Raw genomic sequence first — 18,987 nt, forward strand, 5'->3', positions numbered from 1 at the left:
CGATGTCGGGTCCTGCGCTTTTCCGTGATCTTGCATAGGGTTGATCCACCTCGGGCGGGCACATCCCTTGCCTTGGTCAAAAACGCAGCAGTTTTCTGCAGCTTCTCGGAGAAGATCCGCTGCAGCGGGTTCGGGGCCATGGTGGCAATCTCTGCTGTTGAGTTTTCTCACTTTGGTATTCATAAGTCTCTAAGCAAACTCCTTTGAGCAAGAAGCTGTGTCACCTTGAAGCTATTGAGCCTGATCCTTTTTGCCACAGTGATGTGCGCCAGCCTGCCTGTGGGTGCCGAAACGACGACGGTGAAGCACGGTGGCCTTTATGGTTTTCCGGGACTCGTGGATATGCCAACTGCCGAGATGCAGCCAGATGCAACCCTGTCCGCCACCATCGCGCATTTTGGATCGATCACACGAAACACCCTGAGCTTTCAGCTTACCCCGCGTCTGGCCGGCAGTTTCAGATACTCGATCCATAGCCGCGGCCCCGGTCCGGCGCTCACCAACTATGATCGCAGCTTTGACCTTCGCTATCAGCTTTTCGAAGAGCAAGGATATTGGCCAGCGCTTGCGGTCGGGGTTCAGGATCTGGTCGGCACCGGGCGGTATTCGGCCGAATACGTCGTCGCCACCAAGCATTTCACCCCCCGGTTTTCAGGCACGCTCGGCATGGGCTGGGGGCGGTTGGCAACGTCTGGTGGGTTTTCAAATCCATTGGGCGTGTTCTATAGCGGCTTCGAGACACGGCCTTCGACGGCGTCCGCAACGGGTGGCAAGGTCAATTTCAACACTTGGTTTCGCGGTGACGCGGCGCTGTTCGGCGGGATCGCATGGCGCGCAACTGACCGCCTCTCTTTGGTCGCCGAATACTCGTCGGATGCCTACAGCACAGAGATTTCCGAGGGGCTGATTGCCAGGAATACCCCGTTCAACTTCGGGCTGACCTATCGGCTTGGCGCTGGCGCATCGGTTGGCGCCTATTACCTGCATGGCGACAAGCTGGCGGCCAACCTGACCTTTTCCCTGAATCCGAAATCGCCACCACTCGGCGGCAACCGTGACTCCGCGCCGCCGGTCATTTATGCGCGCCCGTCCGCCGGGGCCTATGCGTGGCCGGTTGCCGCGATTCAATCTGATACGCCTCGGTCGCAACTTGGCGAGGCGCTCCGGATCAAATTGTCCGCAGAAGGACTTTTTCTGGAAGGTTGGGATCGCACAGGTGACACTGTGCGGGTTCGTGTCCGCAATCAACGCTATCTGAGCGTTGCCCAAGCGGTTGGGCGAACGGCGCGACTCCTGACGCAGGTCATGCCCGCAGAAATTGAGCATTTCTCGATCGTGATATCGGTTCTCGGGATGCCATCGACAGTGGTCACCCTGCGCCGAAGCAGTCTGGAGGATCTTGAGACGGCCCCGGACCGGGCTTGGCAGATGTATGTCCGCGCCAGCATCAAGGATCCGTTGAGCGCGGGCGCCTCAAGTGTTCCCCCGACCGAGTTCAAGCCGGTGTTCACTTGGTCGGTCAACCCATATATGGCGACCGAGCTTTTTGATCCGGACAGCCCGATCCGCGCGGATTTCGGCGTTGCCTTGGGGGCAAGATACGAACCTTTTTCGGGATTTGTGCTTTCTGGCAATATCCGCAAATCGCTGTTCGGCGATCTAGGGTCCTCGACGCGGCCATCCACGTCAGTCCTGCCACATGTTCGCTCAGACAGCCCCGTCTACAACCGGGAAGGCGATCCTGCGATCCAGTATCTCTTGGCGACCTCGTTCTTTCGGCCCGGACCTGATCTTTATGGCCGTGTTTCACTGGGGTATTTCGAGAAAATGTATGGCGGATTGTCGGCAGAGCTTTTGTGGAAGCGCGTCGACAAACCCTATGGGCTTGGCGTCGAGGTCAACTATGCGCGCCAGCGGGATTTCGACCAACTGTTCGGTTTTCAGTCCTACGACATCGTAACCGGACATGTTTCAGCCTATCTGGAGCCGGTTGACGGCTATCGCGTCCAGCTCGATGCCGGGCGGTATCTGGCTGGCGACTGGGGGACCACGCTTTCGCTGGATCGTGAATTCGACAATGGCTGGAAAGTTGGGGCCTACGCGACATTTACCGATGTGTCTGCCGCCGATTTTGGCGAGGGCGCCTTTGACAAGGGGCTCAGATTCACCATTCCACTGTCCTGGGCCTTGGGCCGTTCGTCCAGGATACGCCCGACGGCGACGATCCAGCCGATCCTGCGCGATGGTGGCGCGAGATTGCAGGTGCCTGACCGTCTTTTCGATATGGTCAAGGACGCACATGAACCCGCGTTTCGCAGCCAAAGGGCGAGGTTCTGGAGATGATCGGCAAAACCCGTGCGTTTGCTCTTTGCCTGCTGGTCGGCCTTGTGCCCGGCTGTAGTGTTCTGAACGATCCGGCCAAGCTGGAGAAAGCCACCACTTTGTTCTCGGATGGGCTCTCGAACCGGAAGGCGAGTCCTCGCACCGGCCCGGAGCAGATGGACATGGCCGCAGGCATTCTGGCCGTCCAGTGGGAAAGCAACGGTCAAACCGCCGGCCTTGGTCTCGTCTCAAGACGCGAAAACGCCGAGACATGGTCCACCTTGGACGGGACCACGTTGACGCTGGAGAATGGCGTCGTCATCGGGACTGCCGGCCTTGGTCCGGATCTCTTCTCCGTAGACGTCGATCCGGTGCGTTCGCGCCCCTTGGATCGCCCCGCGCCCCGCATCCACCGCTATGTCGATGGGGAAAACCACGTACAATTGAGCGCTTTTGTCTGCAGCATGTCGGTGGATCATGACGTATCCGTGCCGTGGGACGGTAAAACCATGAAAGTGTCCCGGTTCGATGAGGCCTGCACCGGTTCCAACATCCAATTTGAGAATTATTATCTTTATTCCAAATCTGGATACCTGCTTGGGTCAAAGCAGTGGATCGGCTTAAAAACTGGGTATTTGCTGCTTCATATGCCTTCGATCACACGCTGAAGAACAACTATATGTTGAGAATCCTTTTTCGCTCATATAGTCTCGTTTTGATTTCTCTTGGATAAGGGTCCGAACAAATGCATATTCTGAAAAAGACAGTTTGCACGATCGTTTTCACCGCGGCGCTTGCCGGTGCCGCGAGCGCACAGGCCGTGCCGGCTGCTGGTGCTGGTGCTGGTGCTGGTGCTGGTGCTGGTGCTGGCCTCGGCGGCCTCGGAGCCGTTGGCCTCGGCGGCGGAATTGGCTTGGCCGGTGGCCTTGGCATTCTCGCTGGCGTTGGCGTGCTTGCCGCGGTTGCTGGAAGTTCCAGCACAAGCGGCACGAACTGAATACTCTGAAGTCATGTGAGACCGCGCGTGGGCTTCACTCTTCAGTGAGATACGCAAGCCGGGCTATGATTGGCCCGGCTTGCTGTTGTCAACAGGCAAAGCCGTGAAAAGCGGCGACTAGAACAGGCACGGGGATTCCAGTGAGGAAGCTTTCGATACTCGCGGTTTGTATTGGCCTATCGGCCTGCGGCACCGCTTATATTTCGCCTTCAGTCCGCGAACAGACGACCTCAGCGGGATTGAAGGTGCGCGTGTTGCCGATGACTGCCGAGACCGTTCTGGCGGCGAACCGGAGCGCCTATGCGCCACAGGAATTGCCTGACGCGTTCTTTCGCAGCGCCGGAACCGGGGGCGCGTCCCCGCTCCGCTTTGCCCAGGCGCCTGATCCGGTCTTTGAGGATCAGGAACCACGCCACGCCATCGTAACACGACCACCGCCGCAGACCCCGCTCCTCCCCTATCGGATCGGGGTCGGAGATGTTCTTTTCCTTGCCGTGCCATCAAGCGGTTCGACGGTTGAGCAATTGTCCGGGTTGCTGGCCGCGCAAAGCGCCCGCCAAGGCTATACAGTGCAGGATGACGGGGCGATTGCGATCCCGAATGTCGGCCGCGTTCCAGTAGCTGGCATGACCATCGACGAAGCCGAAGCGACGATGTTCCAGCGTCTGGTCGAAAGCGGGATCGAACCTGCGTTCAGCTTGGAGATTGCCGAGTTCTTGTCGAAATCCGTAACCATCGGTGGCGCCATCGCAACGCCCGGGGTTCTGAACATCGGCCTGAAACCGCTGCGTCTGGGAGAAGCCCTGCAACTTGCTGGGGGCGTTTCCGCACCGGACGTGGATTATGTCACCGTTCGCGTGTACCGCGATGGCGAGCTTTACCAGATTCCGGTGACAGAGTTGTTCAGCCGACAGGACTACCAGAACCTGAGGTTGGCCGACGGCGACAGTATTTTCCTCGACACGACCTTCGAGCTTGAGCAAGCGCAGTCTTATTTCGAGCAGCAAATCACTGTATCTCAGTTCAAGCAGAATGCGCGCACGCAGGCGCTTCAGGAACTGCAGGCCGCCGTGTCTTTGCGCCGCGGTGAACTCGATGAACAGCGCGGGAATTTCGCATCCCGGATGCAACTCGACGCGGTGGATCGCGATTACGTCTATCTGACCGGCGAAGTGGCAAAGCAATCCCGGGTGCCGCTGCCGTTCAACCATGACGCGACGCTCGCGGATGTCGTCTATGGGCAGGGCGGGTTCCCGAACCGGGAAGCCAATCCGAAGCAGTTCTATGTTCTTCGCGGGTCTGACAACCCGGCCGAGCACTTTGGCCTGACGGCCTATCAGCTTGATGCACGGATGGTAGCGAATCTACTGCTGGCTGCACGGTTCAAGATGCGCCCGAACGACATCGTGTTTATCGCCGAACAGCCAGTTACGAAGTGGAGCCGCGTTGTCTCCCAGATCACGCCGGGGCTGATCACAACCGCTGCGAGCGCCGCTGCCAACTGAGGCCAAAAAGCCGATCAACTTGGCGTGCTTCTGGTCAGCCTGTAGCGGGTCCTTTGATCATGCCTTCGGTTCTGGCTGGCCCTGTTGGGGGCGGAAAATCCTGTCCCCAACTTGCCGCGCCGATCTGCGGGCTGTTTTCACCTTGGGATTTTCCGATGTGGCGCTTACGGTACCCGCGCCCGGACCAGGCGGGCGGCTATGGGAATGGGGCACGACATGACAACAGCGGTCTATGGTGTGCGCTGCCGGGCGGTGCTGTTGGCGTTTGGGATCGCGGTCTGCGCGGTCCATGGCGCGCAGGCCGAATCCTCGCTGCCGGCGCTGAGTGCGAGCCCGCTGCCGCCCCATGCCGAACTGCGATTCTGCTATTATGCCGGGCTGGCCTATTCGGCGGGGGCGATGATCGTGGTCGAGGCCCCGAATCGTCGTGAGGTTGTGGCCGATCGCCCGCGAAAAGCGTTCCTTTGTATTTCTGACCCTGCAGCGCAGGGCCGCCATTTCTGGCAAGAAGTCGATCCGGACGCGGGCGACCCCTTTCGCAACTGAATGGCTTAAGCGTCAATGTTTATTGGTGTTTTACTCAAACTCCATCCGTTCACAAAGGGATTCCAGACCCGGGGGACTGCCGTTGCTGAACCCCAGCAGGGTCAAATTTGCGCCACATTCTTGGGGCTTAATCAACCTAGAAACGAGAGCCTGGCCACGGTGGCACCGAACGGAAAAGACCGCCGGCCTCCAAGAAACAACAGCGCAGAAGCGCTTCAAGGCAAAGTGCCTGACAGCAGAAACTGTCGGAGACACTGGAGAACGACATGAAAATCCTTGCCGTCGATGACGACGAACTGATCCGGGAACTCCTTCTGGCGACGCTCGAAGCGCATGGCTACACGGACGTGACCCTCGCCGAGAGCGGGGAGGACGCGCTGCGCAAAATCTCGGCTGCTGGCACGCCCTTCGATGCGTTCATGATTGACATCCAAATGCCAGGCATGGACGGGATCGAACTGGTGCGTTTGGTGCGTGATATGTCGCGATATCGCGAAACGCCTGTGGTGATGATCACCGCGATGAACCAAAAGGACTATATCGACCGGGCCTTTCTGGCCGGTGCGACTGACTATGTGACGAAACCGTTCGACACAACCGAGCTGATTACCCGCATCCGTCTGGCCGACAAGCTGCAATCAGAGACCCGCCGCGCCTCGGCGGCTTTGGCTGGACCACACCACGAAAAACACAAGCCTGCCTATGGGGAGCCCGTGGCGATCGAAGAGATCAAGGGCTATGTTTCCAATGGGGTGTTGCAGAACTATGTCATGATCATGAAGGATCAAAAGCAGCTCGCGATCGGTGCCTTTGCCATCCGGGTGCCGGAACTGGAGCGGGTTCACGCCGGCTCGTCGAGCGAGGAATTCGCCTATGTGGTTACCGATGTGGCCGAGGTGATTTCCGATACGCTGGTTGGGACGCAGGCCTTTGTTTCGTATATCGGTGCGGGTGTGTTCCTTTGCGTCGGACCCAAGCGGATGCTGCCCGAGGCTGAGACGGTTCAGGATCACCTTTTCACGATGCTGAACGACTCTGATCTTGTCTATTGCGAAGATGTGGCAACCAACTTCAGCGCGCAGGTTGGCGCGGTATCGTCACCCAAGCTGCTGGAACGGCGCGACGATTTGCGCTTTCTCGAACGCGCGGTGAGCAATTTGCACAGTATCCAAAGACACCATCCGCTTGGTCGCCCGAGCGGTCTGGCCGGGCACCTTGCCTCGCACGCAGCATAGGCATTTTGTGCAAGATTCGGGCGAAACAGTACAAAGGGTCGCAGTTGCGCCTCTTTTTGCGTCGGGGTGCAATTGGTTCCAAAACGTTGCCAATCCGCATCAGGTAAGGGTGGATTGTTCGGAAACAGGTGAATTTTAAACGCGACTTAACCAGCTTGAGCTAATGCTATACTGCTAGCGGCTTTCACGGGTACTGTGTCAACCGCAGAAACAAACGGTGCCGAAAGAGCGTCGTTGGATACCATAGCGAGCAGAGCAGGTTGGTAAGATCAAATGGTACACGGGTTGGACGCCAATAGCGCGGCGCAGCTGAATGCGGGCCTTGCGCGGATTCGCGAGCGATTTATTTCATCTCTTTCGGATCGGATTGACAGCTTCTACGAACTGCTAAGCGATTTGCAGGATGACACGCGCTGGGCAGAGAGTTGCGCCGAGCTTCGCGCCAATGCGCACAAGCTGCATGGCATCTGCGGGAGCGTGGGCTTTGCTGCCATCGGCGAGAACGCCGCGCGGCTTGAACAGAAAATCGACTCTCTTGGACCTGATCTGCACCGCAACAACATCGATGATGTGCGGTCTCTTCTGAACTGCCTGCTCGACGAGATGGAGCAGAATCTGGATGCTGCGTAAAGCGGCCAGGTGCTGTCTTTTGAATCTGGACCGGATGCAGAGGCTTCGGCCTCTTTTGGTGCTCGTGCTCACCGTGATCGGGCTGTTCTTCACCCCCGCAACTTCTTGTGCGCAGGACTCGACGCAAGCCGAAGCGGCCACCGCTTCTGATGCGGATATCACCACCTTGCGCATCGGCGTGTTGGCCACAGAAGGGGCGACGCGGATGCTGGAGTCCTGGGGGCCGACTGCGGATCTGTTGAACCGGGCGGCGCGGGACCAGAACCTGCCTTACAAATTCAGCGTGATCCCGCATACGGTTACCTCGCTTTCGCAGGCGATCGAAGGGGGCCAGATCTCGTTCGCGCTGACAGACCCCGCGTCTTTCGTTGCCGCCGAAGTCGAGAGCCGGGCGCGCGCCTTGCTTTCTGCGGCGCGCATGTGGGAGGGCCGGACCTATGACATGACCGGCGCGCTGGTCTTCACCCGGGCTGACAGCCCCATCCGCGACATCCGCCAGTTGGAAGACCGCAAGGTGATGGCAGTGGAGCCGGGCGATTTCAGCGGTTGGTGGCTGGCAGAGCAGGAGTTTCGCAAACGCCGGATGGACCCGCGCGATGCCCTGTCAGAGTTGGTCTTTTCGGGCGGTAATCAGCGTGAAGTTGTCTATGCGGTGCAATCGGGTCTGGTGGATGCCGGTGTGGTGCGTGCCGGGGAATTGGAGGAACTGGCCGAACAGGGGGTGATCGACCTGACCGATTTTGCCCCGATTTCAGCCACCGCGCACGAGGCGTTTCCGTTCTGGGTGTCGACGTCTCTTTATCCCGACTGGGTGTTGGCGGCGCTGCCCGATGTGCCCGAGCCGGTACTGGGCATGGTCATCAATGCGCTGCTGACGGTCACGGTGGACAGCCCGCAGTCCAAGGCGGCGGGCGGGGTGCTTTGGCAGGCCCCGCAGAACTATCAGTCGGTGCATGAACTGCTGATATCGCTGCGGGTGCGGCCCTATGAACACTACATGATGCAGGCGGCGAACCGGATTTTCCGCACCTACCGGATGCCGATCCTGGGAGGGATCGCCCTGATCCTGGTGTCGTTGGCGTTCCTTGCCTATGAGCTGCGGCGCAATATCCTATTGGCGGAAGACCGGCGCAATGTGCTGCAATCCGAGGTGCGCTCAAAGCTGTTTTACCGCACCGCCATCGAGGAGCACACGGTGTTCTGCATGTTGACGCAGGACGGGCGGATTTCCCATGTCAACGACAGGTTCTGCAGGACGGCGGACCGCAGGCGCAAGGATATCCTGCACCGGCCGCTGGCCAGCCTGCTGAACGGGCGTGATACCGATGTTCTGATGAAGGAGATCATGACGTCGATGCAGGTGGGTGCCCCCTGGAACGGCGCGCTGACGATCCTCAAGGAGGATGGCAGCACGGCTTGGGTGCAGTGTAGCTGTATTCCGGTGACCGGCATCGACGATCAGTTGAGCGAAGTTGCGGTGGTGGCCACCGATATGACCCAGACCCGCAAGGGGATCTCGGACGAGCGGTTCAAGGATTCGCTGGAGCTGATCGACGATCAGGTTGTGGTGCTGCGGCCCGGTACGCTGGAGATGCTTTACTGCAACAAGGCCGCCGAGCAGCGGTTGGTGCGGGATCGCATGGGCGGCACTTGGAAGGGCAAGCGGGTCGGCAATTTCATCACCGGCAAAGATCTGGAAACGCTGGAGCTTCGGCGCGACGCGCTGATCGAAGGGGCGCAACGACGCATCACCTGGGAGGTGATGACAAAGTCCGGCGTGCCCTATGAAATCAGCATGGAATATGTCGAACCCGATCAAGATGAGCCGCGCCTGATCGCGATTTATCGCGATATCACGGAGCGCAAGCAGGCCGAGAAAGCGAAGAACGAGTTTATTTCGACCGTCAGCCATGAGTTGCGCACGCCGCTGACCTCGATGAAGGGCGCGCTGGGGCTGGCGCTGTCGGGCTCGATCGGCGAGATGTCCGATCCGCTTCACAAGATGGTTTCGATGGCCAGCACCAATTGCGACCGGCTTGTGGTGCTGATCAACGACATTCTCGACCTCGAAAAGATCGAAGCTGGCAAGATGAATTTCACGATGGAACCGCTGAATATGGCGGCGCTGGTCGGTGCCGCGATCGAGGCCAACAAGTTTTATGCCGAGAAGTTCGGGGTCGCCCTGCGCTGTGAGATCGACAACGAGAATGGCGAGTTGTTCACTTTGGGGGATCGCAACCGTCTGATGCAGGTGATGGACAACCTGATGTCGAATGCGGCCAAATTCTCGGTTCAGGGGGCAGAAATCATCGTCGGTCTGCGGCCGCACCGGGGTGCGCTGCGTTTGACGGTGCGCGATTTCGGCTCGGGCATTCCCAAGGCCGCGCAGGCGACCATCTTTGACAAGTTCACCCAGGCCGACAGTACCGATACCCGCTCCAAGGGGGGCACCGGGCTGGGCCTGTCGATCGCCAAACTGATTGTGGAAGAGCATCAGGGCGCGCTCCTTTTTGTCAGCGAAGAGGGCGAAGGGACCGAGTTCATCGTTGATCTGCCGCGACTTGAAAGCGAGGCGCTGCACCCGATCACACCACAGGACGAGGCCGAGGGCACTGCCCCCGAGTTTTCGGAGTTTTCTTCCACGGCGACGCCGGTTGCCGCGCTGCGGGAGAGCGCGAGTTTTGCCGCGTTGTTGACCCAGCTGCGGGAGAGCGGCAAGACGGTCAAGGTCGAGTCTAGCCATGTGGTCGCGAGTCAGGTGATCAAGGGGGTTGGCGTTCTTGGGCAATCCGCTGCGCCGATTTGGCTGGGGGATCAGGGACGGACCCTGATGGCCGGGCTGAGCGAGCGCGAAATTCTAGATAACCGGTCGGTTGCGGTGTTGGCGGTGACGCCCTCGAATGAGACTGAGGCCGATGAGACCGCCGCACCTGTGGACATGTCCGAGGATATGGCCGGGGTTCTGGCCACTTGGCTGGCGCAGGTCGCGAAGGTGCACGGCACCGGCGGTGCTGTCCGTATGCTGCGTCTGGATGACGGCGCCGAGGTGGACACACTGCCCGAAGGAACCGAGATCGTGCGCGGCGGGGACGTGAGCGAGACATTGACCCGGGCCGAGCAGGGCGGGTTTGATTTGATCATCAGCGGGGAACGCAGCGGCGAGGCTGGGGTGACCGTGCTGCTGCCGGTGAAAGGCGGTTGCCTGCCCGAAGATCAGCCGATTGTGTTGATCGTGGCGCGGAATGCGCTGGGCGTGGCCAGCCGCGGGGTGGTATCAAAGTTTGCCCGGCCCGCTGGGAGCGGTCGGGGCAAGGCACGGCGTCGTGTAGTATAGACGTGATGACCCCACGTGGGTGGGTGTCTGGTTGGGAAAAGGAGGCAAGGTTTGGCTGAATTGACAAAAATCCTTCATGTCGAGGATGAAGCTGATATCCGGGAAATCGCCCAAATGGCGCTGGAGATGATCGGTGGATTTGAGGTGGCGCAGGCCGAAGGCGGGGAGGCGGCGCTGGAATTGATCGAGGCCTTTGCCCCCGAACTGATCCTGACCGACGTGCAAATGCCGGGCATGACCGGGTCAGAGACCTTGGCCGCGATCCGGGCGCTGCCGGGGTACGAGACCGTTCCGGCGATTTACATGACCGCCAAGGTTATGGAATCCGATCGCGAGGCATTGGTCGGCGCCCATGATCTGGGGGTTATCACCAAACCCTTTGATCCGACCACCCTGGCCACGGAAATCCGCGAGATGTGGGACGCTGGCGCCCCGTAAACGTAAGCGCGGCGCAGGTCAGGTCCGCCGGTGGCGGAGATAGACGTTGCGGGCGATTTCCTCGGTCTCGGCGGTCTCTTGTCGGGTTTCATGCTGGCGTTGCTGGTCCAGCGAGCTGTCGAGCGCGGCATCGTTGGTCTTGGCCTCGCGATAACTGCCTAGAAGCTGGGCTTCGAGCCCGGCGGCCTTCTTGTCGAGCGCCGCAAGCTGCTCGTTCAGGAGGGTGCGCCGCGCTTCGACCGCGCGCAGAAACCCGGCCAGATAGGGCGCCACCTCGGGCGAGGTGACATGACCCTCGGTCTCGACACGGGTTTGAAGCGCTTCCAGTTCTTGATGCAGGGCGCCCTGTTCGGCGCGGATCGCAGTCATGCGGGCTGCAAAGCCGTCAATTTCGTGCTGTTTGATCCGCTGGATCAGCTTGAGTGCTGAAATCCTGCGCCGTGCCGGCATCGCATCAGGCCGCCTGAGCCATGTCTTGCCGCGCCTCTTCCATCTCATAGAAATTCGGCTGCAGCTTGGTCGGGATGTTGCCGCGGCCAATCTCGACGCAGATGGTCGGAGAATGTTCGTGCAGCAGGGCGATGAAGATGTCGCGGATCACGGCGTAGAAGGCTCCGTCTTGTTCTTCGACGTCGGACAGCCGACCGGCGACCGGCGCAACGAACAGATAGGCCAGAAACACGCCGAGGAACGTCCCGACCAGCGCGCCGCCGATCATTTCACCCAGCACGGCGGGCGGTTTGTCGATCGAGCCCATTGTCTTGATCACGCCCAGAACAGCGGCGACGATGCCGATGGCGGGCAGCGCGTCGGCGACGGTGGTCAACCCGTGCGAGGCGGCCAAGGCCTCGTGGTGGTGTTTCTTGAGCTTCTTGTTGATCACATCCTCGGTCTGGAACGGATCGTCGAACTGCAACGCCAGCATGCGAAAGCTGTCGGTGATCAGGTCCATGGCAAAGTGATCTTTTTGCAGTTTGGGAAACTGGGAAAAGATCGCGCTTTCCTGCGGGTTTTCGATGTGGTCGTCCAGCGCGAGGATACCGTCCTTCTGGTACATCTTTGTCAGGGTATACATCAGGTTGAGAAGCTCGATGTAATCCTTCTGCTTCCACTTCGGCCCCTTGAAGGCCTTCATCACGGATTTGGAGGTGTCGATGATCTGGCCAAAGGAATTGGCCGCGATGAACGACCCCAGCGCCGCGCCGCCGATCATCATGCCCTCGAACGGCATGGCGTGAAGGATCACCCCCATCTCGCCGCCCGACAGCATGTAGCCGCCGAAAACCAGCCCGATGACGATGATGAACCCGAGAATGATTGTCATGTCGCAGCACCGTCCATCAGGCCGTCTCGGGCCGTTTGTCGCCAAATTTCAGACAGTCTATACGCAATTTCCCCAAGAACAAAACGACAAACTCCCCGTTTGCTGGAAATGTAGAGTGAAAATGCAAGGATAATTGACAAACAGTATAGGAGTAGTGCAGGTCTATTCATGTAAGACGCGGGTCCGGAAGGGAGTGTCGCATGGCTGGCAAGGAAAAGGTGATGGCGGTCCTGATGGGGCCATTCGAAGTGCGCCAGACCTTTCGCGACTGGCCAGCCGACATGTGCCTTGCGGTCTGTCTGATGGACAATGGCGACTGCCAGTTGGTGGTTTTCCAGCAGGAAGAGGCCGACCTGTTGCCGCGCCGCCTGCGGGACCATCTTGGCCTGCGCTCTGACGCGCTGTGCTTTTTCCCGCGGGTGCCCGGATATCCGACGCGCACGCTTCTTTACTCCGACGAACGGCGGCTGATGTCGCTGGTGGCAGAGGCCCCCGAGATTGTCGAAGAGGCGTCGGACTATTCCGTCAACTATGCCTATGCGCAGGAAGAGGGGCTGGACCCGGCGGTGTTTCTTGGCATCGAGGCGGATCTTGCCCGGGGCGCGCCCGACGCAGGTGGCGACGTGGAGCATGAGACCCGCAACGTGATCGACCCTGAAGGCCCGTCCGCAGCGGACTTTGTCTCGCGTCGGGGGAAATCGGCGGCTGCGGCGTCAGAGACTGCGTCGAACCGCGCGGGGCGGGTGCGCAAGGCGCTGCTGCCCGGCTTCATGCAACGGACAGAGCAGGTTCAGCCCGGCGCACGGTTCCGTTCGGCGCGGGAACTGGCGATGAACGAGGATCTGCCGGTGCTGTGCGACATCCGACCGGAGCAAAACGGTTGGATCATGGTGGCCCAGATCCACGAGGGGGGGGGCGATATCCGTATCGGTGACCCGGACCTGATCTATTTGCGCGACGACCATAGTGTCGTGGCGATCCGGCTGGAGCCGCCTTGGGCGATGTCGGCGGCATTGCCGGGGCGCATCTGGATCCGGGCGCGAAGCCTGCCACCCAGAATGCGGGCGGTGTTTGCTGGCTGTGTCGGTCCAGCCGAGATGACGGGCAGCGGCGCGTTTTTGTACCTGCATGTGACGTCGCAGGCAGATTCAGTCGGCCCGACCCGGTCGCCGGAACAGCCTGTTGCCAGCCCGACAGCCGTGCCAGGGGTCGAGGCCGCGACAGCCGTCTCGGCACAGGTCGAAGAGCGGGCGGCCGATGCGTCACCCGCACCGGTGCCGCAGCGGCCCAAGCGCACGATGCGGCGGCGATTTCTGGCTTTGACCGGGGTTGCGGCGGCGCTTGTGCTGATCCAACTCGGGGTTCAGTACGGCTGGAATGGGGATGCCGGATCGCTAGGATCGGACGCGCCGATCAATTGGGAGCGGTTCCGCAGTGCTTGGCAGGCCTCGCGCGCGGGATAGCGCGCTCGGCCGGGGCAGGCGCCCCGCCACAAAGGGCGGGGCCGGCCTCTTGGGTCAGCGCAATGCGTTGCGCAGGTTTTCGAACACGGTCTCGTCAAGCTGAGTGATCCGGTCAGGCTGGGCGCTTGCCACCACGTCGGTCTGGCGGGCGGGTGCAGCGACTTCGATCGCCTTGGGCTGCTTTGGTGTGATCACGTCAGCGGCCGAGGCGCCGGCCTCGCCCGTCGGCTTTTCCCGAGCGGGGGCGGCAGGGGGGACGGCCTTGCCCGGCTCGCGGAATTCCAACAGCACGGTGATGCGACGGTTCGAGGGATCGAGCGCGTCCTCCGGCACCAGCAAATCGGTGTCGGCCATGCCCGAAACCCGGGTGATGCGCGATTGCGCGACCCCGGATTGGAGCAGTACGCGGCGCATCGCATTGGCCCGATCCGAAGACAGATCCCAGTTGTCATAGGAGTCGCGGTTGGTGAAGGGCACCGCGTCGGTGTGGCCCGAGATCACCAGCGAATTGGGCATGGTGGCCAGCGAGTCACCCAGCTTTTCCATCAGGTGCAGCGTAGCCCCGCGCATCTCGGCGCTGCCGGTGTTGAACATCGGCTGGCCTTGCTGATCGACCACCTGAATGCGCAGCCCGGCGGGTGTGCGTTCAAAGATGACGTTCTGTTCCAGCGGCCGTAGATCAGGATTTTCTTGAATTGCCTGGCGCAGCTCGGCCTGAAGGGCATCGAACTGGGCGCTGTCGGCCGCGCGCAGCTGTTGCGTCTCGGCGGCGGTGGCCGCGACGGCCTTGGCCATGGCGGTATCGGCTGCCGTCTGTTTCAGGGCGTCGGACCCGGGCATTGCTCCCGTCCCGCCCCGGGGGCCGGTGCCCAGCTCGTGCGGCGAAACCGCCGAGGGCGCGCCGCCGGCCGGGTTGTCAAACAAGCCTTCGTTGGTGCCGGGCTGGGTCTGATCGGGATCGGCGGTCGGGGTGATGTCCATCACCTCCCATTTCGCCGGGCTGGGGTCATCCTCTTCCCCAAAATCAGCGCCTTGGGCCACCACGGCCCCGCGCGAAGCGTTCAACGTGCCCGGTGGGCCAAATGTGGCACCATCAAGCAGGCCGCTGCCATTGGGCATGGTCGCGTTGGTGAAATACTCTGCGATGCCACGCAGCTTCTGCTCATCTGACGAGGACAGGATCCACAACAGCAGAAAGAACGCCATCATCGCAGTCATGAAGTCCGCATAGGCCACCTTCCACGCGCCACCATGATGGCCGCTTTGCTCGGTGACTTCCACCTTGCGGATGATGGTCGGTTTCGCGGTCGCTACCATTTCGGTCTGCCTCGTGAAGGCCGGGATCGCCGGCTGATTCTGACGACCGCGCAAGGAATGCGGGCCGAAGCTTCACAAGATATCGGTGAGGAACGTGCGCTCAGATGGGCGCAATTCAGACAAGATTGCGACGTCGGTGGTGCAATTGTGGCAGCGCGGGGATTAGCGCGTGGGCGTGTCTTCGTCCGCGGTGTCACGCTGGTATCGGCCCAGACCCACGCGCTTGGCATAGGCGGCCTTGCGTTCGGAATAATTGGGCGCGACCAGCGGCATGTCCTCAGGCAGGGCGTATAGCGCGCGATAGTCTTCTTCGGTCAGGCCATGTTCGGCCTTGATGTGGCGTTTGAGCATGGTGAAGCCGCGCCCGCAACATAGGCAATAGACCTTGTCCGCCGTCACCGCCTGTTCGATCGGAAGCGCGGGAACGGGCGCATCGGTTGCGCTGCGTGGGGACAGCACCGCCGGGGCGGGGGTGTTGGGGCGAGGGGCTGTCGCGGCGGCGCCGAATACCTCGCACAGCTTCAGTGTCAGCGAAACGATCTCGTCCGGGGTGGTGTCGGGGCGCGAGGCATAGGCCGCCACGACCCTCGCCACAGCCTCTGCAACTGACCCGCTGGAGGAGGGGGGGAGAGATGCGGCGCCAGTTTCGTTCGCGTCCATGGGTCTGGCTCCGGTTCGTTGGTCGGTTTCCCGTCATAGCCCCATTAAAGGATATGGATCGGATTTTGGCGGGGTCAAGAATTCGCCGTTTAGGGTCTTGTGCTATCTTTGTGAAGCGCCGCCCTGTGCGTGCCCCCCTTGGTATCGGTTCGGAGCATGCCGTCAGGCCCGCCCCGGCGGCCTGCGACCCCGCCGCCGCAAGGCGTGCTTCTTGGCGGTGTGATAGGCCGGGCCCAGCAGAGACGCGCGGGAACTGTCATCGAGGCGCCGTCCTCCGACGGTCTCGGGCGCCGCGTCGCGTTGGCCGTTTGCCGGTGTCATGTGGATATCGACAATTGCCTTGTCAGCGCTGTGCAGCACCTCCGAGAGGAACGCGTCATCCTCGACCACGGCGAGAAGAAGCCGGACCCGATCCGCCGCTGCAATCGCGGCGCGCCGTCTGACGCTGCTGTTTCTTGACCCTGCCATGTCGTCTCCGGTTGCCTGTACGCAACGGTGCGTTTTTTTGCCTCTCTCATGATATAGAACCTGTCGGGTTAAATTTTGGTCAAAGCTTCTTGGGGTAACCCAAAGAATTGGTTACGTTTAGGTTAAAATCTCTGATTTCTTTATGAATTGTCCTTGTCGCTCTTTGTTGGGGGTCGACTGTTCTTCCTCACGTTGTGCGTTGCAATTGCTGCTGGTCTCGGGTTGGGCGCAGCAGTTACACTCTGGCTGTCAGGCGGGGCGCTGCCCCGTGCATGGCGGACCTGTAACGACAAAGGGCCAGGAGCAGGCACCGTGGCAGACGCGCGAATCAGCGACCCGCATCAGCCTTTCGCGCTGATTGTCGAGGTGGATATGGCCACGCGCATCGCGCTGGACCATCTGTTTTCGGTCATCCTGCACCGTCCGGTGCGGGCAAGCGCCGATTGTGACGAGGCGCGCGCGTTGTTGGAACAAGGGCTGCGTCCGCAGGTGTTGATCGCGGGGCGGGGCAAGACCCCGGCGGCGGCGCTGGCGTTGATCCGGGTGGCTGCGGCGCAGCGACCCGCGCCGTTCATCTTTGCCCTCGACTGGCGCGACCGGCCGGATACGGGGGTGCAGGCGTTTCTGGCCGGGGCCGACGATGTGGTCTGCGCGCCGGTGCCGTTGAAGGAATTCGCGCTGCGTCTGCGCGCCCGGTTGGGCAGCGAGGCCTGCGGCCTGACCGCAAGCAAGGCTGATCTGCGCGCCGATTGGGACGCCGAGGCGGATATCGTGTGCCGCGCCGGGCTGACCGGGGCCGAAGCGCAGGTGGTCAATATATTGCTTTCCCATAGCGGCGAGATCGTGACTCGCGATGCCCTGAGCCGTGCCATCGACCAGCGCCCATGGGCCTATGGCGACCGCAAGTTCGATGTCCATGTCGCCAAGATCCGCAAAAAGCTGGACGGCGTCTTCGGCCCGCGCATCTCGGTCCGGACGGTGCGCGCCTCGGGCTATGTGATGACGCTGGACGAGGCGATCCCGCTCGCCTCGGGCGCTTCGGGGCCTGCCAGCTAGCCGCTGGATCTTTCACGCCCGCGGGGTGATTCGCTGATTCAGGACGGCGAAATCTGACGTCAAGTTTTGAAATGTAAATCTGCCCCTGTGAATATCTTGGATTTCCACCTGTGGTGGTTGCATCTACTTGTGGTGGTGACCTCATTTTCTTGCGCTATATATAGGTGCCTATCGCTGTGTGGGTGGTTTTGCGGTGCGGGGGCCGCGCCCCCGAGGTCTTGGGGGCTGCGCGAGGGCGCATTCCGTCGGCGACGGACATGGTTACTGCTGGGTTTACAAAGAGGCCATTCTCCTCTGGCGGGAAACAACATATTCTATGTCTGAGGCCGTGAACGGCAAGATGTGGGGTGTGGATGATGCGAAGCGATGCGTTGCTAGAGCTGATCTGGGGGGAAGCGATTGAAGTTCGCGGTCCGGATGAGATGTCCCCGCTGGCCCGGCTGTTGGGGGCGCTGCTGACGGTTCCTATGGTTACGCTTGTCGCCCATGCTGATGACACCCGTCCCTTTGCGATGATGGAAAGCGACGAGCTTTTGCCCGACGCACCGCTGGGCGACATTCTGGCTGAAGAGCTGGGGTTGGACGTGCCCCGTGATGCGGTGGTGTTGATTGAGCCGATCGGCTTTGCGGATGCGGCGTCGTTCTCCGGTCGTGCGCTTGGCGAAGAGCTGGGCCGTCTTCTTGGCGATATCGCCGCCACCTGCACCACGGCACCCAAGGGCGGTTTTGATGCCATCCGCCCTGTCGGAGGGGATCCCCTTCGCCCCGTCTTGCGCGCCTTGACCCGCGACATCGCCCGGATTCTGCCCGATACCCGTGTCCCGCGGCAAGAAGAACTGCGGGCGCGATAAGCCGATGCCAACAGGGGTCACGGCCCTCGGGGTCGGGCAAAAACAGCGGAATTAATTTTTCGTTAAGCACATATGTCTTTGTACTTTGTCTTTGCTGTGGTCTTCTGCGGTCAACGAAACGTTACGATTTCGCGAGGCGGGTTATGGCAATTTCATATGCGACGGCGCGGGATGCGCCGTTGCTTGATGTGGAGCGGGAGCGCATCTTGATCAGGCGGTGGCAGGCGGATCACGACCGGGCGGCGCTGGAGGTGTTGATCCTGTCGCACGCGCGGCAGGTCTATGCCTGTGCCATGCGGTTGTGCTCTCAGGCCAGCGATCGCGAAGAGCTTATTGCCGAAGGTATGGTCGGGTTGATCCGCGCGGCAAACCGGTTCGACCTTGCGCGGAATGTGCGATTTTCAACCTATGCCCATTGGTGGATCCTGAACAGTGCGATGCGCGCGCTGGCGCGTCTGACCTGTGTGGTGGACATGCCGGTGCGATCGCGGCGCGCGGCCGGCGCGCTGGTGCAGGTTGCCAAGTTGGACGGGGATGAAACCGACAGCGGGGTAGAGGCGGTGCATTGTCCCGACCCGACACCGGAAGAGATGATGATCACGCGCACGGCAAATGCCCGGCTGCGCCAGGTGATCACCGAGGCGATGGGTGATTTGGGCGATGTGGAGCGAGAAATCGTGGTGTCGCGCAATCTGCGTCAGGTTCCTGATACGATCGAGGATCTGGCCGGGCGGCTTGGGCTCAGCCGTGAGAAACTGCGTCAGATCGAACGCCGTGCGATGATGCGGTTGAAATACGGGCTACTGTCGCGTGGCGTGACCGGCGCGCAATTGGGGTGACG

18 protein-coding genes are annotated in these 18,987 nt (G+C 61.1%); 13 read left to right on the forward strand and 5 right to left on the reverse strand.

All coding sequences use genetic code 11. The features are described 5' to 3' along the window. The first annotated feature begins 234 nt into the window (after positions 1 to 234). The 9 genes from E1B25_RS07490 (at position 235) to E1B25_RS07530 (ending at position 11,007) form a co-directional block, all read left to right on the forward strand. Positions 235 to 2,343 carry a YjbH domain-containing protein gene (locus E1B25_RS07490; protein ID WP_132828151.1) on the forward strand — a complete coding sequence of 703 codons (2,109 nt, stop codon included), beginning with the start codon at positions 235 to 237 and terminating at the stop codon, positions 2,341 to 2,343. Continuing rightward, positions 2,340 to 2,990, forward strand: coding sequence for a YjbF family lipoprotein (locus E1B25_RS07495; RefSeq protein ID WP_132828152.1), 651 nt, complete (start codon positions 2,340 to 2,342; stop codon positions 2,988 to 2,990). Before E1B25_RS07490 ends, E1B25_RS07495 begins: the two co-directional genes overlap by 4 nt. 126 nt (positions 2,991 to 3,116) lie before the next feature. Further along, positions 3,117 to 3,338, forward strand: a complete 222-nt coding sequence (locus tag E1B25_RS07500; RefSeq protein WP_132828153.1) for a hypothetical protein — start codon at positions 3,117 to 3,119, stop codon at positions 3,336 to 3,338. Between the two features lie 121 nt (positions 3,339 to 3,459). After that, complete coding sequence (locus E1B25_RS07505; protein WP_132828154.1) at positions 3,460 to 4,824, forward strand: polysaccharide biosynthesis/export family protein; 1,365 nt, start codon at positions 3,460 to 3,462, stop codon at positions 4,822 to 4,824. A 216-nt stretch (positions 4,825 to 5,040) separates the two neighbouring features. Next, on the forward strand, positions 5,041 to 5,370 hold the full coding sequence (locus tag E1B25_RS07510; RefSeq protein ID WP_132828155.1) for a hypothetical protein: 330 nt from the start codon (positions 5,041 to 5,043) through the stop codon (positions 5,368 to 5,370). 266 nt (positions 5,371 to 5,636) lie between these two features. Beyond that, entirely contained in the window at positions 5,637 to 6,605 is a 969-nt protein-coding gene (locus tag E1B25_RS07515) for a response regulator (RefSeq protein ID WP_132828156.1), read from the forward strand. A 285-nt stretch (positions 6,606 to 6,890) separates the two neighbouring features. Then, positions 6,891 to 7,235, forward strand: a complete 345-nt coding sequence (locus tag E1B25_RS07520; protein WP_165937575.1) for an Hpt domain-containing protein — start codon at positions 6,891 to 6,893, stop codon at positions 7,233 to 7,235. A 58-nt stretch (positions 7,236 to 7,293) separates the two neighbouring features. Next, entirely contained in the window at positions 7,294 to 10,569 is a 3,276-nt protein-coding gene (locus E1B25_RS07525) for a PhnD/SsuA/transferrin family substrate-binding protein (protein ID WP_165937576.1), read from the forward strand. A gap of 51 nt (positions 10,570 to 10,620) precedes the next feature. After that, positions 10,621 to 11,007, forward strand: a complete 387-nt coding sequence (locus E1B25_RS07530) for a response regulator (RefSeq protein ID WP_132828159.1) — start codon at positions 10,621 to 10,623, stop codon at positions 11,005 to 11,007. An 18-nt stretch (positions 11,008 to 11,025) separates the two neighbouring features. Here the strand turns inward: E1B25_RS07530 and E1B25_RS07535 are convergent, their stop codons facing one another. Next, complete coding sequence (locus tag E1B25_RS07535) at positions 11,026 to 11,376, reverse strand: hypothetical protein (protein WP_165937577.1); 351 nt, start codon at positions 11,374 to 11,376, stop codon at positions 11,026 to 11,028. A gap of 85 nt (positions 11,377 to 11,461) precedes the next feature. Further along, positions 11,462 to 12,331 carry a flagellar motor stator protein MotA gene (gene motA / locus E1B25_RS07540; protein ID WP_132828161.1) on the reverse strand — a complete coding sequence of 290 codons (870 nt, stop codon included), beginning with the start codon at positions 12,329 to 12,331 and terminating at the stop codon, positions 11,462 to 11,464. 200 nt (positions 12,332 to 12,531) lie between these two features. On the opposite strand from motA, the gene E1B25_RS07545 reads away from it, so the two are divergent. Continuing rightward, positions 12,532 to 13,794 (forward strand): hypothetical protein, encoded by a 1,263-nt coding sequence (locus tag E1B25_RS07545; RefSeq protein ID WP_132828162.1) that lies wholly within the window; start codon positions 12,532 to 12,534, stop codon positions 13,792 to 13,794. 54 nt (positions 13,795 to 13,848) lie between these two features. On the opposite strand, the gene E1B25_RS07550 is transcribed toward E1B25_RS07545, so the two are convergent. From E1B25_RS07550 to E1B25_RS07560, 3 genes are all read right to left on the reverse strand, one after another. Beyond that, positions 13,849 to 15,111, reverse strand: a complete 1,263-nt coding sequence (locus tag E1B25_RS07550) for a flagellar motor protein MotB (RefSeq protein ID WP_132828163.1) — start codon at positions 15,109 to 15,111, stop codon at positions 13,849 to 13,851. Positions 15,112 to 15,273: 162 nt separating this feature from the next. Then, entirely contained in the window at positions 15,274 to 15,771 is a 498-nt protein-coding gene (locus tag E1B25_RS07555) for a Ros/MucR family transcriptional regulator (protein WP_132828164.1), read from the reverse strand. Positions 15,772 to 15,933: 162 nt separating this feature from the next. Continuing rightward, on the reverse strand, positions 15,934 to 16,239 hold the full coding sequence (locus tag E1B25_RS07560; RefSeq protein WP_132828165.1) for a hypothetical protein: 306 nt from the start codon (positions 16,237 to 16,239) through the stop codon (positions 15,934 to 15,936). A 312-nt stretch (positions 16,240 to 16,551) separates the two neighbouring features. On the opposite strand from E1B25_RS07560, the gene E1B25_RS07565 reads away from it, so the two are divergent. The 3 genes from E1B25_RS07565 to E1B25_RS07575 all read left to right on the forward strand — a co-directional run bounded on the left by E1B25_RS07565 (position 16,552) and on the right by E1B25_RS07575 (position 18,985). Continuing rightward, positions 16,552 to 17,295, forward strand: coding sequence for a winged helix-turn-helix domain-containing protein (locus E1B25_RS07565; protein ID WP_132828166.1), 744 nt, complete (start codon positions 16,552 to 16,554; stop codon positions 17,293 to 17,295). 353 nt (positions 17,296 to 17,648) lie between these two features. Then, positions 17,649 to 18,146, forward strand: a complete 498-nt coding sequence (locus E1B25_RS07570; RefSeq protein ID WP_132828167.1) for a hypothetical protein — start codon at positions 17,649 to 17,651, stop codon at positions 18,144 to 18,146. A 143-nt stretch (positions 18,147 to 18,289) separates the two neighbouring features. Then, on the forward strand, positions 18,290 to 18,985 hold the full coding sequence (locus tag E1B25_RS07575) for a sigma-70 family RNA polymerase sigma factor (protein WP_132828168.1): 696 nt from the start codon (positions 18,290 to 18,292) through the stop codon (positions 18,983 to 18,985). The last annotated feature ends 2 nt before the right edge of the window (positions 18,986 to 18,987 follow it).

The sequence above is a fragment of the Antarcticimicrobium sediminis genome (assembly GCF_004348975.1).
Classification (GTDB): domain Bacteria; phylum Pseudomonadota; class Alphaproteobacteria; order Rhodobacterales; family Rhodobacteraceae; genus Antarcticimicrobium; species Antarcticimicrobium sediminis.

Bases quoted from the DNA above. Each gene is read 5' to 3' on its own strand.
- E1B25_RS07495 (WP_132828152.1), top strand. From the start codon at position 2,340: ATGATCGGCAAAACCCGTGCGTTTGCTCTTTGCCTGCTGGTCGGCCTT.
- E1B25_RS07510 (WP_132828155.1), top strand. From the start codon at position 5,041: ATGACAACAGCGGTCTATGGTGTGCGCTGCCGGGCGGTGCTGTTGGCG.
- E1B25_RS07515 (WP_132828156.1), top strand. From the start codon at position 5,637: ATGAAAATCCTTGCCGTCGATGACGACGAACTGATCCGGGAACTCCTT.
- E1B25_RS07535 (WP_165937577.1), bottom strand. From the start codon at position 11,376: ATGACTGCGATCCGCGCCGAACAGGGCGCCCTGCATCAAGAACTGGAA.
- motA (WP_132828161.1), bottom strand. From the start codon at position 12,331: ATGACAATCATTCTCGGGTTCATCATCGTCATCGGGCTGGTTTTCGGC.
- E1B25_RS07545 (WP_132828162.1), top strand. From the start codon at position 12,532: ATGGCTGGCAAGGAAAAGGTGATGGCGGTCCTGATGGGGCCATTCGAA.
- E1B25_RS07550 (WP_132828163.1), bottom strand. From the start codon at position 15,111: ATGGTAGCGACCGCGAAACCGACCATCATCCGCAAGGTGGAAGTCACC.
- E1B25_RS07555 (WP_132828164.1), bottom strand. From the start codon at position 15,771: ATGGACGCGAACGAAACTGGCGCCGCATCTCTCCCCCCCTCCTCCAGC.
- E1B25_RS07560 (WP_132828165.1), bottom strand. From the start codon at position 16,239: ATGGCAGGGTCAAGAAACAGCAGCGTCAGACGGCGCGCCGCGATTGCA.
- E1B25_RS07570 (WP_132828167.1), top strand. From the start codon at position 17,649: ATGATGCGAAGCGATGCGTTGCTAGAGCTGATCTGGGGGGAAGCGATT.
- E1B25_RS07575 (WP_132828168.1), top strand. From the start codon at position 18,290: ATGGCAATTTCATATGCGACGGCGCGGGATGCGCCGTTGCTTGATGTG.